Source organism: Flavobacterium ichthyis (genome assembly GCF_009915155.1).
In the GTDB taxonomy this organism is placed as follows: Bacteria; Bacteroidota; Bacteroidia; order Flavobacteriales; family Flavobacteriaceae; genus Flavobacterium; species Flavobacterium ichthyis.
In genome coordinates this window covers 38,300-54,027 of the sequence record NZ_JAABLM010000009.1, presented here as the reverse complement: position 1 = coordinate 54,027, position 15,728 = coordinate 38,300, and the positions used below count along the sequence as shown (strand labels likewise).

16 protein-coding genes are annotated in these 15,728 nt (G+C 34.5%); 8 read left to right on the top strand and 8 right to left on the bottom strand.

All coding sequences use genetic code 11. The features are described 5' to 3' along the window. Nucleotides 1-12 precede the first annotated feature (12 nt). From GV828_RS08720 to GV828_RS08710, 3 genes are all read right to left on the bottom strand, one after another. On the bottom strand, nucleotides 13-411 hold the full coding sequence (locus tag GV828_RS08720) for a four helix bundle protein (RefSeq protein ID WP_317163819.1): 399 nt from the start codon (nucleotides 409-411) through the stop codon (nucleotides 13-15). Between the two features lie 66 nt (nucleotides 412-477). Continuing rightward, on the bottom strand, nucleotides 478-1,899 hold the full coding sequence (locus GV828_RS08715) for a CCA tRNA nucleotidyltransferase (protein ID WP_166537099.1): 1,422 nt from the start codon (nucleotides 1,897-1,899) through the stop codon (nucleotides 478-480). A gap of 86 nt (nucleotides 1,900-1,985) precedes the next feature. Then, entirely contained in the window at nucleotides 1,986-2,555 is a 570-nt protein-coding gene (locus GV828_RS08710; RefSeq protein WP_166537098.1) for an L-threonylcarbamoyladenylate synthase, read from the bottom strand. A 48-nt stretch (nucleotides 2,556-2,603) separates the two neighbouring features. Between GV828_RS08710 and GV828_RS08705 the strand changes: the two genes are divergently transcribed. From GV828_RS08705 to GV828_RS08690, 4 genes are read left to right on the top strand one after another with little or no spacing between them, the layout of a single operon-like run. Further along, complete coding sequence (locus tag GV828_RS08705) at nucleotides 2,604-3,707, top strand: glycosyltransferase family 4 protein (RefSeq protein ID WP_166537097.1); 1,104 nt, start codon at nucleotides 2,604-2,606, stop codon at nucleotides 3,705-3,707. Continuing rightward, on the top strand, nucleotides 3,704-4,495 hold the full coding sequence (locus GV828_RS08700; protein WP_166537096.1) for a glycosyltransferase family 2 protein: 792 nt from the start codon (nucleotides 3,704-3,706) through the stop codon (nucleotides 4,493-4,495). The genes GV828_RS08705 and GV828_RS08700 overlap by 4 nt, the downstream gene beginning before the upstream one ends. Nucleotides 4,496-4,529: 34 nt before the next feature. Beyond that, entirely contained in the window at nucleotides 4,530-5,291 is a 762-nt protein-coding gene (locus GV828_RS08695; RefSeq protein WP_166537095.1) for a lipopolysaccharide kinase InaA family protein, read from the top strand. Between the two features lie 42 nt (nucleotides 5,292-5,333). Then, entirely contained in the window at nucleotides 5,334-6,146 is an 813-nt protein-coding gene (locus GV828_RS08690) for a glycosyltransferase family 2 protein (protein ID WP_166537094.1), read from the top strand. A gap of 12 nt (nucleotides 6,147-6,158) precedes the next feature. Here the strand turns inward: GV828_RS08690 and GV828_RS08685 are convergent, their stop codons facing one another. From GV828_RS08685 to GV828_RS08675, 3 genes are all read right to left on the bottom strand, one after another. After that, nucleotides 6,159-7,226: a CDP-glycerol glycerophosphotransferase family protein gene (locus GV828_RS08685; protein WP_166537093.1), complete on the bottom strand. Its 1,068-nt coding sequence runs from the start codon at nucleotides 7,224-7,226 to the stop codon at nucleotides 6,159-6,161. Next, entirely contained in the window at nucleotides 7,219-8,295 is a 1,077-nt protein-coding gene (locus tag GV828_RS08680) for a glycosyltransferase family 9 protein (RefSeq protein WP_166537092.1), read from the bottom strand. The genes GV828_RS08685 and GV828_RS08680 overlap by 8 nt, the downstream gene beginning before the upstream one ends. Before the next feature lie 84 nt (nucleotides 8,296-8,379). Further along, nucleotides 8,380-9,198 (bottom strand): 2,3,4,5-tetrahydropyridine-2,6-dicarboxylate N-succinyltransferase, encoded by an 819-nt coding sequence (locus GV828_RS08675; protein WP_166537091.1) that lies wholly within the window; start codon nucleotides 9,196-9,198, stop codon nucleotides 8,380-8,382. Between the two features lie 511 nt (nucleotides 9,199-9,709). On the opposite strand from GV828_RS08675, the gene ruvX reads away from it, so the two are divergent. Next, nucleotides 9,710-10,123 (top strand): Holliday junction resolvase RuvX, encoded by a 414-nt coding sequence (gene ruvX, locus GV828_RS08670; protein ID WP_166537090.1) that lies wholly within the window; start codon nucleotides 9,710-9,712, stop codon nucleotides 10,121-10,123. 87 nt (nucleotides 10,124-10,210) lie between these two features. Then, entirely contained in the window at nucleotides 10,211-11,701 is a 1,491-nt protein-coding gene (locus GV828_RS08665; RefSeq protein ID WP_166537089.1) for a malate:quinone oxidoreductase, read from the top strand. 43 nt (nucleotides 11,702-11,744) lie between these two features. Here GV828_RS08665 and GV828_RS08660 read toward each other — a convergent pair whose 3' ends face one another. Continuing rightward, nucleotides 11,745-13,973: an FUSC family protein gene (locus GV828_RS08660; RefSeq protein WP_166537088.1), complete on the bottom strand. Its 2,229-nt coding sequence runs from the start codon at nucleotides 13,971-13,973 to the stop codon at nucleotides 11,745-11,747. A 183-nt stretch (nucleotides 13,974-14,156) separates the two neighbouring features. On the opposite strand from GV828_RS08660, the gene def reads away from it, so the two are divergent. Next, nucleotides 14,157-14,744, top strand: coding sequence for a peptide deformylase (gene def, locus GV828_RS08655; protein WP_166537188.1), 588 nt, complete (start codon nucleotides 14,157-14,159; stop codon nucleotides 14,742-14,744). A 43-nt stretch (nucleotides 14,745-14,787) separates the two neighbouring features. Next, nucleotides 14,788-15,213: a DUF5606 family protein gene (locus tag GV828_RS08650; RefSeq protein ID WP_166537087.1), complete on the top strand. Its 426-nt coding sequence runs from the start codon at nucleotides 14,788-14,790 to the stop codon at nucleotides 15,211-15,213. 65 nt (nucleotides 15,214-15,278) lie between these two features. Here GV828_RS08650 and GV828_RS08645 read toward each other — a convergent pair whose 3' ends face one another. Further along, complete coding sequence (locus GV828_RS08645) at nucleotides 15,279-15,716, bottom strand: VOC family protein (RefSeq protein WP_166537086.1); 438 nt, start codon at nucleotides 15,714-15,716, stop codon at nucleotides 15,279-15,281. Between the last annotated feature and the right edge of the window lie 12 nt (nucleotides 15,717-15,728).

The following is a 15,728-nucleotide window of genomic DNA, read 5'->3' as shown; positions in this document are numbered from 1 at the left end:
AAAACTTTTAATTTATATAGTCTCTTTGACTTTTTTGATAAAAGAACTTAACATTCTTTCAAGTTCTCGACTTTCCTCAAAAATCTGGTCAAAATTTTCAACGGAAATATATTTTAGATTTAAGGCGATTTCTATTTGTGTTTGGAATTCGGATAAAGAGCCCATCGAAATGGTTAGAAAGCGATGATAATCTTTGTTTGAGCCTCTTCCAAAGCCTTCTGAAATATTGCTTGGAATTGAAATAGCGCATCTTCGTAATTGAGAAGTGAGTCCAAAAAGTTCTTCTTTTGGAATATTTGAGGTAGTTGTATAAGTTTTTGTTACTAAAAGCATTGCTTTCTGCCAAATGAGTAAATCTCGGAATGTATTCATTATAATGGATTTTATAATTTTACTTTTGAAATGAGACATTGAAATTTTGCCAATTTAAAACTTTATTACTTTGCTATTTTGCAACTCTGCCACTTTGAAACTTTTTTATTTAGCAACTTTTTCCAACCCCATTTTTTTCGCTTTTTGCATCATAAATTCGTATGCGGCATTATACTCGTTCGGGATTTCTCCTTCGAGAATGGCTTCTTTAATGGCTTCTTTCAACACACCAATTTCGCGTCCTGGTTTTAGGTTGAAAGTTTCCATAATTTCTTCACCTGTAATTGGCGGTTGGAAATTTCTAACGTGGTCACGTTCTTCCACTTCCACGATTTTTTGGCGGACAATTTTAAAATTGTTATGGTATTTTTTAAACTTATTTGGATTTTTGGTAGTGATATCGGCTTCGCACAAAATCATCAAATCTTCGATGTCTTCGCCAGCGTCAAAAACCAATCGTCTTACGGCAGAATCCGTAACCAAATCTTGTGACAAAACTATGGGACGTGAACTCATCATGACCATTTTAGCCACGTATTTCAGCTTATGATTGAGTGGCATGTGTAATCTGGTAAATAATTTTTTTACCATCTTGCCGCCTACAAATTCATGCCCGTGAAACGACCAGCCGTTTTTAGGATGATGTCTTTTGGTAGGAGCTTTTCCAATGTCATGAAGTAATGCAGCCCAACGCAACCAAACATCTTCGGTGTTTGGGGCAATATTATCAACGACTTCTAAAGTATGGTAAAAATTATCTTTATGCGTTTGTCCTTCGGATTCGTCAACGCCTTGCAAAGCCGTTAATTCTGGTAAAATAATATCGAGCAAACCTGATTGGTAAAGCAACAAAAATCCAACCGAAGGTTTTGCGGTCATTAAAATTTTGTTGAGTTCGTCCACAATTCTTTCGCCAGAAATAATCTTAATTCGGTCTTTATTATTAGCGATGGCTTCGAAGGAATTTTTTTCAATTTCAAAATTCAATTGAGCGGCAAACCGGATGCCACGCATCATTCGCAACGGATCATCAGAAAATGTGATGTTAGGATCTAAAGGCGTTCGGATGATTTTTTCTTCCAAATCTTGCAATCCGTTGAACGGGTCAATGAGTTCTCCAAAATTATTTTCGTTAAGAGAAATAGCCAAAGCGTTGATGGTAAAATCGCGCCTGTCTTGGTCATCTTTTAATGTTCCGGGAGCCACTTCTGGATTTCGGCTATTAAAATTATAGGATTCTTTTCTGGCGCCAACAAATTCAATTTCGGTGTCAAAGTAACGCAACATTGCAGTCCCATAATTTTTAAAAACTTGAACTTTGGGTTTGTTTGGCAATAATTCCGAAACTTTTAACGCAAGCTCAATTCCGCTTCCCACAGCCACAATGTCAATGTCTTTTTTAAAATCTCGTTTCAAAATCAAATCCCTTACAAAACCACCAATAACGTAGGTTTCTATACCAAGTTCGTTTGCGGCTTTGGAGATAATGTTGAAAATGGGATGCTGTAAGGATTCGGTGTAATTCATTTTTTATTCGTGGCTAATTGTTTTAGCCGCTGATTTGAATCATAAAAAAATCAGTGAATCAGTGGCAAAAAACTGAAAAATAAAACCTACTTTCTAATAATTTTCACTTGGCAATCATTAGTAAGTTTGATAATGGCGGATGGTTTTCCGGTCATTTTTTCGTTGGGCAAATTTACAACATAGTCAACACCTTTTAAAATCTCTTCGCTAATTTCTTTAAAGGAAACAGGAGTGGGCATTCCCGAAATATTTGCCGAAGTAGAAACGAGTGGTTTTTTCATTCGTTCCAAAAGTTTATACGCAAATGGTTCTTTTATGATTCTAATTCCCAAAGTTTTATCTGGAGAAATTAAATTTTCGGCCACGTTTCTAGGATTGTCTAAAATAAGCGTGGTAGGTTTTTCTGACAAGTCTAGAATATCCCAGGCCACCGAAGGAATTTCTTTAAAAATATTGTAAATCATGCGTTCGCCGTTGACCAAAGCAATCATCGACTTGGTTTCCTCGCGTTTCTTCAAGGCATAAATTTTGGCAACAGCCTCTGCATTTGTAGCATCACAGCCAATTCCCCAAACAGTTTCTGTGGGATAGAGAATGATTCCGCCTTTTTGGATAACTTCAAATGCGTTATGGATTTCTTGGTTAATCTCTTGCATCAGTATTTTAAAATTGGAGTTATATTTGCAAAGAAACAAATAAATTTTATGAAAGTCTTGCATATTTCAGGAGCTCGTAGTTGGGGAGGTAATGAGCAGCAGTTAATCGATTTAATTTCGGAATTAGAATTACTGAATGTGGCAAGCGTAGTTTTTGGCGTTAAAAATAGTCCTCTCGAGAGTGAATGTGGAAGACACAATATTAAGTTTTTGACTTCTGATCAAAAAAAACTAAATAAATTTTCTAATTATAAATTGATAAAAAAGATTGTCAAACAAGAACTGCCAGATGTAATTCACTTACATACGAGTGATTCTCTGACGGTTTTTACATTGTCAGATATTCTTTACAGTTTAAAAACGCCTACGGTTTTTTCAAAAAAAGGAATGGGAAACAGTAGTAGCGTGTTAAGTAAACTGAAGTATAATTACAAAAATATATCAGCGGTAATTTGCGTTTCTAAAAAAGTTAAAAATGAATTTTCGCAAATTTTAAGCCCTAAAAACCATCGAAAGTTAGAGGTAATATATGACGGGATATCAGTTTCTAGGATAAAAGAGCCCAACTATAAGTTAAAAGACTTTTTAAAAATTGAGCAATCTAAGTTTATAATTGGTAATATTGCTAATCATGTTAAAGCGAAAGATTTGCCGACGCTTATTTTGGCAATGAATGAATTGATAAATATTAAAAATATCAGAAACGTTCATCTGATTCAATTAGGAAGTATTAACCCAAAAATTACACCGGAAATTACAGCATTAATCGAGCAATATCAACTTCAAAATAATATTTCCTTAGTTGGGTTTTTAGAAAATGCATCAAGCTTTATTTCCGAATTTGAGCTGTACGTGATGAGTTCAGAAAGAGAGGGATTTCCTTTAACAATCTACGAATCTTTTTATAAAAAAACGCCTGTTGTTTCTACCGCTGCAGGTGGTATTCCCGAAATTTTAATCGATGGAGAAAATGGCTTTTTAACAGAAGTAAAAGATTATAAATCATTGGCGGAAAAAATAAACCAACTGATTTTTAATGAAGATTTAAAAAATAAATTTGCGCAAAAAGCTTATGATTTATTTACCAAAAACTACACCACTCAACATTGTGCTTTAAAAACGCTCAACCTTTATAAAAGAATTTCTAAATGAAAACGGCACTTTTAATTTCCACATACAATTGGCCTAATGCTTTAGAATTGGTCCTCAAAAGCGTTCAAAATCAAACTCAGTTGCCAAATGAGATTCTTATTGCAGATGATGGTTCAACAAAAGAAACCAAAGCATTGATTGATATTTTTTCAAAAAAAATAGATACCTCAGTTAAACATTTCTGGCAGGACGACAAAGGATTTAGGAAGTCTAAAATTCTAAATAAAGCTATTGCAGAAACCGATGCTGACTACATAATTCAAGCGGATGGAGATTGTATTCTCGATAAAAATTTTGTAAAAGATCATATTACTAACGCAAAGTCAAACGTTTATTTATATGGCTCTCGAGTTAATATTTTGCCTGATTTTGTAAATGAAATTTTTCGAAAAAAGAAAATTACATTTAACCTTTTTTCTAAAGAAATTAAAAACAAAACCAGAACCTTATACTTTCCATTTTTGGCACAATTATACAAACCTCATCAAGGAATTTCTAAAAAATTTAGAGGTTGCAACGTGTCTTATTGGAGGAAAGATTTCATAGAAATAAATGGTTACAATGAAGATTTTGAAGGTTGGGGCAGGGAAGATTCTGACTTGGTAATTAGAATGGGAAACAAAGGAGTTTTAGCCAAAAGACTTCGGTATGCCGGAATTGTTTTCCATATTTTTCATAAAACAAATTCTAAACATAATCTCGAACTCAACAACGCTATTGAACAAAAAACAATTCTAGAAAAAACAATTCGGATTGAAAATGGAGTACATCAATATTTAAGTCGTTAAATTTATTTAGTTTTACATTTTATAAAAGTACCAAATGAATTTAAAGTTACACCCTGATTTCAAAGGAAAGAAAGCCCTATTGCAAAACCTAATTAAAAATTTTGCAACATCAGGAAAAAAATTTGATGATCGAAAAAGAAATCAAATTAAACTTTTTGATTTTGAGGGAAAAACCATTAACATCAAGTCTTTCAAAAAGCCTAATTTGGTAAACAAATTTGTGTACCGTTATTTCAGAAAATCGAAAGCAAGACGTTCATTTGAATTTGCAAATTATTTGATAGAAAACGGAATAGGAACTCCGCAACCCATCGCTTTTTTTGAAAATTATGATATTATAGGATTAAAAGAGAGTTATTATTTAAGCGAACATTTAAATTGCGATTTAACTTTTAGAGAACTAGTGCAAAACCCTGAATTCCCGGAAAATGAAATTATTCTGAGACAATTTACACGCTTTTGCTACCAATTGCATCAAAAAGGAATAGAATTTTTAGACCATTCTCCCGGAAACACGCTGATAAAAAAGAACGAAAGCGCTCTTTACAATTTTTATTTGGTGGATTTAAACCGAATGAAATTTCACAAGAAAATGGACTTTGACCTTCGGATGAAAAATCTCCGCAGATTAACACCTAAAAAGGAAATGATAGCCATCATGAGCAATGAATATGCTAAAGTTTCAGGCGAAAAAGAAGAGGTGATTTTTGATTCTCTTTGGAAACATACAGCTGATTTTCAATATCGTTTTCAAAGAAAAAAAAGATTAAAAAAGAAATTGAAGTTTTGGAAATAATATTTGGTAAAAAATAGTATTTTTCGCTTCTCAATAATTTCAATGAAAATATCCATCATCATCACCACTTACAATGCAGAAGAATGGCTACGCAAAGTTTTAATTGGCTATAGCGTTCAAACCGAAACTGACTTTGAAATTATTATTGCCGATGATGGTTCAACATCAAAAACTAAAGAATTAGTCGATAGTTTTTCTTCTCAATTTAAGCATCCCATTGTTCATGTGTGGCACGAAGACAACGGATTTCAAAAATCAAAGATTTTAAATAAAGCCATTTTAGTTTCGGGTTCTGATTACTTGTTGTTTACTGATGGAGATTGTATTCCCCGAAAAGATTTCGTGGCCTCACATCTTAAAGTAAAACAAGAAGGTTACTTTCTTTCGGGAGGCTACTTTAAACTTCCTATGAATATTTCCGAACTTATTTCCGAAACAGATATTATTTCGCAAAATTGTTTCCAATTATCTTGGTTAAGAAAAAATGGTTTAAAACTAGGGTTTAAAAATACCAAGCTCACACATAACAAGATTTTTGCGATGTTTATGAATTGGGTAACACCCACAAAACGTTCATGGAACGGGCATAATTCGTCTGGATTTAAAAAAGATATTATTGCCGTGAACGGATTTAATCACGATATGAAATATGGCGGATTAGACCGAGAGTTAGGAGAACGACTATTTAATTATGGCTTGTTATCGAAACAGGTAAGATACAGTTCAATATGCATTCACCTAGATCACGCTCGTGGATATTCCAGCCCCGAAAATTGGGCCAATAATAATGCGATTAGAAGTTATAATGAAAAGCATAAAATAATTAAAATCCCAAATGGGATAGAACAATTATAGAACTAAATTATCTTATAATTTTAAGGTAATGGGCTTATTGTAAGATTTTAAAGTAAAATACTTCAAGCGTTTTCTCATTTTCCATTTCCGAATTAGATTCAGCGGTTTAGATTTGAGATGTGATTTATCTTTGTTTAAAAAATTGATAGCGGCGTCAATCACTCTACCACTGGATTTTCCGTCATGATAAGGATGTGTCCAAGTAATATAATCTCTAATTGCGGTCATTGTTTTTTCGGGCTTTGTTAAGGCTAAAGCAATGGCATTTTCAATTTCGGAAACCTCAGTAACATCTATTAAATGTTCATCCGGCTTGTTAGTTCTAAAAGTAACTACGGGTTTTTCTTGTAACAAAAATTCAATTATAGCTGAGGTAGTGTCGGACAACATCATATCGGCTTTTTTATACAATGGAACTAAATCAGTGGTGTCAAAATACTGAAAAAATTCGCCTTCTAAATCCTGAAATTTTGCTTTAGTTTCAGGGTCTAATTTTGGATGCAATACGCACAAAAACTGATATTTTCCAGTTAAAGACAGTCGCTTAATTTCGGTATAAACTTCGTCAATTTTTGCCAAGCTTAACCTGGTAGTAAAAGTTGAAGAGATTAGAATTATAGGTTTTTCTGTTTCGGATTTTTTTTCAATCGGAAAAAGAGGATCCACCTTTGACCATCCGGTTTCAACCACCTCAAAAAAACCATACTTTTTTGCCTGCTGTTGAAAAATTTCGGTCGTAGAAGGACCTTGAGTGGTATATAAATCAAAAAACCCTCTAATTTTAAAGTGGTCACTCATTAAAGGTCGCTTATTAGCTGAAAATCCGTGAAAAATTTGAACTTTTATGCCCGAAAAAAAATCAGCAACGCTATCAGTAGCGGTTAAAACAATATGTGGCTGGTAATTTAACACCTCTTCAACGCTGTTTAATATTTTTTCATCACCTACAAAATAATCTTTGGTATATTCTAATTCTGAAAACCAAAAGACTTGGTAACCGCGTTTTTCAATCTCCATTTGAAGCGGTTTTCCAATCGGGATGCTATAAGGATGCGAAATATAAATTAAAAACTTATACATTGTGTTGGGGTAAATGAGTGTTTAAAAATGTAATCAAGCTATCTTGTATCAATAAGGGCTCAAAACGTTTGTAATAATCTTGATAGTTTTTTCTGAGTGTCTTCCTATTCACGTTAGAAAAAAGTTGTGGTGCAAAATCCTTTAGATGTACCGCTTTGTGAAAATTTCCATCTTCAAAAATACTCCAGCTTTCTTTTTGAATCCAAGGTGAGAATATCGTAAATGTGGGTTTATTCAAGGCTTTTGCCATATTTACTGCGCCACCATCGTTGCCAATCATCATTTTACAATGCCACATAAGTCCCATAAATGAGCGAAGATTTTCACCGATGATTTCTAGTTTAATTTTATCTCTCGCTTCTTGAGAGCATTGGTCATAAATAGCTTTGGCTTGAGAAAATTGCTTAGGCATGTAATTGAAAAGCAGTTTTATGTTTTCCTGCTTTGCTATTAATTCAATAAGTTTTACCAAATATTTTTCAGGGTAGGTTTTATCCAAATCGCTTCCTAATATGCTTAGCATCAATACGTTTTCTTTCTCCGGATTTATTCCGTTAGACAAGAAAATATTGTAAGCATCTTGTTTTTCTTTTGCGGTAACAAAAAGTTTCGGATGATTTTCGATAGGCTCGGTCATCAGATCTTTAAAAAGATTTTCTCTCCTTTCAATTGCCAAGCCAGCATAACTTTTTGGAAAATCATGATGATCTACAGCTATATTATACGCATTCAGTTTTTCTTTCTGTCGATAACCAATTCTTTTTGATGCACCTGAAAACTTTGTGATAATAGCACTTTCAAGTTTGCCATAAGCATCAATTACAATATCGTATTTTTGCTTTCTAATTTTCAGGATAAATTGCAACAGTTGCCACTTACTTTTTGAATATTTTTCTTCAAATAAAATTAAATTGTCAATGTTAGGATTATTTTCCACAACTGGAACTGTGAACGGGTAAATCAAATAATCGATTTGCGCATTTGGATATTCACTTTTTAAATTATTGCAAATTATAGAACTCACCAAAACATCACCAATCATCTTCATCTGGATTACAAGTATTTTCATATTCTTTTAGAGTTGCAAAAGTTTCAGAGTTGTAAAGTAGCAAAATTCTAAAGTCATCAATCCTATATCTAAAATCCTAAATATCTAAACCGCCACATCATATTCTCTCAACGCATTGTTCAGAGAAGTTTTTAAATCAGTCGAAGGTTTTCTTTTTCCGATGATTAATGCACAGGGCACTTGGTATTCTCCAGCGGCAAATTTTTTCGTGTAACTTCCAGGAATCACAACCGATCTCGCAGGAACAACACCTTTCATTTCAACAGGTTCGTCACCCGTAACATCAATAATTTTCGTTGAAGCTGTTAAGCAAACATTCGCCCCCAAAACCGCTTCTGTTTCCACGCGAACGCCTTCCACCACTATACATCTCGAACCAATAAATGCGCCATCTTCTATAATTACAGGAGCTGCTTGAAGCGGTTCCAAAACGCCACCAATTCCAACACCACCACTCAAGTGAACATTTTTTCCAATTTGAGCACAACTTCCCACCGTAGCCCAAGTGTCCACCATCGTCCCTTCATCCACAAAAGCCCCGATATTTACGTAGCTTGGCATCAAAATTACACCACTCGAAATATAAGCACCATGTCGCGCCACCGCATTTGGAACCACACGAATTCCTTTTTCGGCATAATTGCGTTTCAACGGCATTTTATCGTGGTATTCAAAAATTCCCGCTTCCAAAGTTTCCATTTTCTGAATAGGAAAATACATCACCACCGCTTTTTTTACCCATTCATTCACTTGCCAACCGCCATTTTCCAACGGTTCAGCCACACGAAGTTTTCCTAAATCCAAAAGTTCAATTACTTCCCGAATAGCCTTCGTAGTAGATTCTTCTTGTAACAAAGCGCGGTTTTCCCAAGCATTTTCAATAGTAGTTTGTAAAGCAGTCATAAAAAATAATTTTGCGCAAAGATATATTTTTTTCAGAAGCGAATCATCAGGCATTTTCAGGAAAGGCAATTCCCGCTTCTCCCGAAACTTCAGGACGGGGCTAAAAAGTTATCTTGCTGCTTTTTTGGAAAGGTTGTTTTTTAAAAAGTTTCAAATTTCAGGTTTCAAGTTTCAAAGTTTCAAGCTTCAAGTTTCAAAGTCTCGAAAATAGCAACAGTTTTGCGCCTTCGCGCCTCTGCGAGAAAAACCTTAACTTTTCTTAACTTCTAAATGTTGAAAAAAAATCAAAGTTTTCAGAGTTTCAAAGTTTCGAAAATAGCAACAGTTTTGCGCCTTTGAGACTCCGCAAAGCATACCTTAACTTTCCTTACCTTATGAATGTAAAAAAAAACCAAAGTTTCAGAGTTTCAACTGATGATTGGTAAATACAACAAAACCTTAACTTCTCAATGTTTAAAAAATAAATGAAAAAAATATTTTAAAAAAACCAATTATCTTTACAAAAAAAAGAATGCCCAGAATCCTCGCCATCGACTACGGAAAAAAACGCACCGGTATTGCCGTTACTGATGAAATGCAAATCATCGCTTCAGGTTTAACCACCATTGCTTCCGAAACAGCACTACAATTTCTCGAAGATTATTTCGCCAAAGAAAAAGTATCCTTAGTGTTAATTGGCGAACCTAAACAGATGGACTATTCGCCTTCTGAAAGTGCCGAAATTATTGATAAGTTTGTAGAAAAATTCCAAAAAAAATTTCCCGAAATGCCGGTAAAAAGAGTGGATGAAAGATTTACTTCAAAAATGGCATTTCAAACTATGATTGACAGTGGCATGAAAAAGAAACAGCGTCAAAACAAAGCATTAATAGACGAAATTTCCGCTACTATCTTGCTTCAGGATTATCTGCAACAGAAACGATAACAATTGCCAAAATTCTTATTTAAGATTATTATAAATAATTAAAAAAGTAAATCATAAAAAGTATCTTTGCAGTTCAAAAAAATTGTGATGAATACTACTTCAAAAACACAAACCGATGTAGTTTTAATTGGTGCCGGAATCATGAGTGCCACCCTTGGTTTGTTGCTAAAAGAACTGGAACCTTCCTTAAAAATAGAAATTTACGAACGCCTGGATGTTGCTGCTGCCGAAAGTTCCGATGCTTGGAACAATGCAGGAACGGGACATTCCGCTTTTTGCGAATTAAACTATACACCAGAATTGCCAAACGGAAAAATCGATACAAAAAAAGCGGTTAAAATCGCCGAATCTTTCGAAGTTTCCCGACAGTTTTGGGCATATTTGGTAGAGAAAAATCTCATTAATAACCCAGAAAATTTTATCAAAAGTATTCCCCACATGAGTTTTGTTTGGGGTGAAAATAATGTCAATTTTCTTAAAAAACGATTTGAAGCATTGCAGCAATACAATCTTTTTAAAGGAATGCAATATTCAGAAGATGCTACGCAAATTTCACAATGGATGCCATTGGTTATGGAAGGTAGAGATTCCCAAAGTTCATTTGCCGCAACCAATATGCCAATCGGAACCGATGTGAATTTTGGCGCATTAACCAGAGCTATTTTTAATTATTTGCAAACGCTCGATGGCGTAAACATGCATTTTCACCACGAAGTTCGAAAATTAAAACACCAGCGTGATGGTAAATGGCGATTAAAAATTACCAATTTATCTTCAGGCGAAAAAATAAAAGCATACACGCCATTTGTATTCATTGGAGCTGGTGGAGGTTCATTGCCATTGCTTGAAAAATCTGGAATTCCGGAAGGAAAAGGTTTTGGTGGATTTCCAGTAAGTGGTCAATGGTTGAAATGCATTAACCCCGAAATTATTGAAAAACACAATGCAAAAGTGTACGGAAAAGCTTCAGTTGGAGCGCCACCAATGTCAGTTCCACACATAGATACCCGAATGATTGACGGAAAAAAAGCCTTACTTTTCGGGCCGTATGCTGGTTTTTCGACTAAATTTTTAAAAAATGGTTCGTATTTAGATTTACCACTTTCCATTAAACCGAACAATTTAATTCCAATGCTTTCGGCAGGTTTTAATAATTTGCCTTTAACCAAATATTTAATTGAGCAAGTCCGCCAGTCACCAGAAGATAGAATTGAGGCATTACAAGAATATTTACCTGAAGCCAAACTCGAAGATTGGGTTTTGGAAACAGCTGGACAACGCGTTCAGGTGATTAAAAAAAGTGAATCAGGTGGAGGTGTTTTAGAATTTGGAACCGAAGTGGTAACTGCCGGAGATGGTTCGCTTGCGGTATTGTTGGGAGCTTCGCCTGGAGCATCAACAGCCGTTTCCATCATGATAGATTTGATACAAAAATGTTTCTCTGAAAAAGAACAATCCGCCGAATGGCAGCAAAAGTTGAAAGAAATGATTCCATCTTTTGGAAAAAACCTTAACGATGACGAAGAATTTTTAAAACAAATTCGCAATCATACTGCAAAGGTTTTGAAACTTTTTTAAAAAATTCACTCCAATAAAACGTCCGCTTCAATTGCGGACTTATTTATTGCGTTTGATGCAATTGTTTAGCAGCGTTGATGATACTTTCTGATAAATTGGTAAGCCAAACGAGTTGCTCAATCACTAATTGTGCTTCTTGCATTTTGAGCAAAAATTCATCATCGCCTTGCAGATGAATTTCTCGTAATTCTTTGGCTCTAATATTTTTTAATTCTGTAAATCTCATTGCTAATTCTTTCTGATTGCCAGCATTAGCAAGTGTATCTGTAATCTCAAGATCAGCAAAGGTTATGGCGTAATTTAAGTTTTTAATCACGGTTTGCACTACAGCATTAAACGCTTCAGACGCTTTGTACGTTTTGTGGGTCTGAACATAAGTTCCTAGTGACGCTAAAGATGAAAGTAAGGTGTGATTTAAAACTGCCAATTTGTAAACTTGCTGCACTTGTTTTTGCTTTGATTTAGGCTCCTGTGTCATCCTTTGAAACGAAGCCATCAAATTTCCAATTTCAATAAAGGCATTTTTTCGGGCAATTCGGTAACTGGCTGGTGCTTCATTTTTATTATTGTACAACTCAGAAATTTCTGTCAAATAATCCCTATTGGCTTCAATCGATTTTTTAATATAAGCCGGTTGTGTCATAAATTCCCATGAAGGCCAGAAAAAATAATTGGCAATAAAAGCCAAAGTTGCGCCTACAACCGTATCTAAAATTCTGTATTGAATCACATCGTTGATATTTGGCGTAATAATTCCGTAGATAAAAACCACATAAATGGTGACAAATGTTGCGCCAATTTTGTAATTTATGCTGGTAAAAGTAAAGCCTAATATCATTGCACAAATGGCCAAACCACCCAAAATAATATTGTTTTGCACAAAAAGTAAAATGGCAAAAGCAATAATTCCGCCGGCAACAGTACCAATAATTCTTTGATAAGATCGAGATTTCGTGAGTCCGTAACCCGGACGCATAATCACCACAACCGTTAACAAAATCCAATACACATTTTCTAAAGCAAAAATATTTCCGATTAAAAAAGCCAGCAAAATCGTCGCCGTCAATCGAAGCGAGTGTCTAAAAATGGTCGATGAAAAACTTAAGTTTTCTTTAAAAGTACTCCAAGAATAATATTGAGGTGCCAAAATTCTACCCACATTTCTCTCGCCGGAAAGAAGCGATTTCAAGTCGGAATTAGGCAACAAAGCACGTTCAATATTTTTTATTTTTTCAATTTGTTTTTGAGCATAATGCAACATATTTCCCAGCATATAAACCCCTTCAGCCGCTTGCTCTTTGCCCAGAATTTTTTCATAATCAGTAATGGAGTTTTCTAAAGATGCCAAATCCTCGATAAGCTTGTGTTTGGCAACATATTTTTTACTTTTGTTAGAAATGATTTTTGCAACCGATTTTAAAGAGGAAGCCAAATTATATGCTAAATTTTGATAGGTTGCCAACACTTTAGGATGTTCTTCAAATTTTTTGTGAAGTTTGTCATGATCGAACGAGGTGGAAAGCGCCAATTCTAGAATTTCTACCAAAGCAATGAAGGCTATTGTATGTCTGCGGGTTTGTGTGGAAGTCCCGCTGGTGTTTGTTCTATGACGAATTAAAATTTCCCGAAGATTTTCGTGGATGGTATTTAATTCTACCTGCAAGTACAATTGTTTTTCGATAATTTTTTCGCGATTTGACGTTTCATTCCACAAGTCACCGCGAAATTTCATGTATTTCGCTGTGAGTTTTAAGCATTCCGCTAATTGTAATTCGACATATTTGTGAGGTTGAAAAAAATAAAAAACCAATGAGACACAAGTGTAAAATAAACCTCCGGCCAACATTAAAGCGGAATATTGAAAAATTTCCGGGTAATCTTCGTGTATGTGCCCAAATGCCAAACAAAGTGATAATAATGCCGAGAAGGAAACAAATGTAGCCCGTTGACCATAAACGGAAATCATCGAAAAGAAAAAAAACAGCAACGCCAAAACCGGAAACAAGATAAACGAATGTGGGAAAAGTAAATTGACTACTAAGTTACATCCGGCAACTATTGCCGAAGCGACTAAAAGTCCTTTTATTTTGTGTTTTAAAATACTGGGAATGTCACTCGGATACGTTAAAAAAGCACCAATTGCAATGTTAAAACCAATCTGGAAATTCCCGAAATAAGAAAATAAAAGTACAGGCAAAACCGCTGCAAACGTCACTTGCAGAGCATTGGTGAAATTAGTGGTTGTGGTAAAGTCGCGGATTTTTTGAATCATAATGGCAGCGATGATACGCAAAGATAACCATTGGTAATTTTTTTAACATTAAAAAAAAATAAAATTTTTAATGAGTTGTCTTTGCAAAACTTTGGCATAGCTTAACAATTTTTTCATTATTTTTGCCCTCCGGTTTTTGAGGAAAAACCTCTAATGTATAAGTTTCAATACCAAAAAAACACAATGATTTTACCAATTGTAGGATATGGAGATCCAGTTTTGAGAAAAGTAGGAAGCGAAATTCCACAAGATTATCCTAACTTGTCCGAAACAATCGCAAATATGTACGAAACCATGTACAATGCTTACGGAGTTGGTCTTGCAGCACCACAAGTTGGCATAAGTATCCGCCTTTTCGTGGTTGATACAGCTCCTTTTGGCGAAGATGATGAATTGGAAAAAGAAGAACAAGAGCAACTAAAAAACTTCAAAAAAACCTTCATTAATCCTAAAATAGTTAAGGAAGAAGGCGAAGAATGGGGTTTTAACGAAGGTTGCCTGAGTATTCCTGAAGTTCGCGAAGATGTTTACCGAAAAGAAAAAATTACCATCGAATATTTTGATGAAAATTTTAATAAAAAAACAGAAGAATATGATGGATTAATCGCTCGCGTAATTCAGCACGAATATGATCATATCGAAGGAATTTTGTTTACCGATAAAATTTCGACATTAAAAAAACAGCTCATTAAAAAGAAGTTGCAAAACATCATGGAAGGTAAAGCAAGACCGGATTACCGCATGAAATTTGCCAACAAAAAAGGGCGTTAATTATTTTTGAAAAAAATATTTTAAATAAATAAAAATTTATAAAATGAACATCGACAAAATATTAGCAATTTCTGGAAAACCAGGGCTTTATCTTCTAAAAATGCAAACCAGAACCGGATTTGTGGCAGAGTCACTTTTAGACGGGAAAAAAGTAACCGTAGGTTTAAGAAGCAACGTAAGTTTGTTATCAGAAATTTCGATTTATACTTACGAAAAAGAAAAACCTTTGCGCGAAGTAATGCAAGCCATTGCCGAAAAAGAAAATAACGGTCCGGCTCCATCTCATAAAGAAGATGCAGCAAAATTAACTGCTTATTTCCAAGAAATTTTACCAGATTACGATCAAGAAAGAGTTTATATTTCTGATATTAAAAAAGTGTTGCATTGGTACAATATGTTACAGGCAAAAGGATTTACTACAGAAGAGACTCCGGTTGAAACCGCTGAAACTTCTGCTGAAGAAAAATAAAATTTCTTTCAAAAAATTCATAAAAAAACCTCCAATCCGGAGGTTTTTGCGTTTAATAACGATTTTTACTTTTGCTCATAATCATAATTTACCATCCATTGAATGCCAAATTGATCCACAAACATTCCGAAAAGAGCACCCCAAAATGTATTTTCCAAAGGCATGATGATATGACCATTTTCGCTCAAACCGTCAAATAATTTTTGTGCTTCGGCTTCATTTTCAGCGTTAATAGAAATAGAAATATTGGTTCCCGCTTTAACCGGCGGACTAAAAGCTTTGTGAGTGTCACTTCCCATTAAAACCGAATCTTTCCCGATTGGCAAACTCACGTGCATAATCAAATTGCCAATTTCGTCCGGCATCGGACCTTTGTTTTCGTCGGCAGGCATGTCTTTAAATCTTCCGATGTAAGAAAATTCTCCGCCAAAAACAGATTTGTAAAATAAAAATACTTCTTCGCAATTCCCGTTGAAGCTTAAATAAGGATTAATTTGTGCCATTGTTTTTCAATA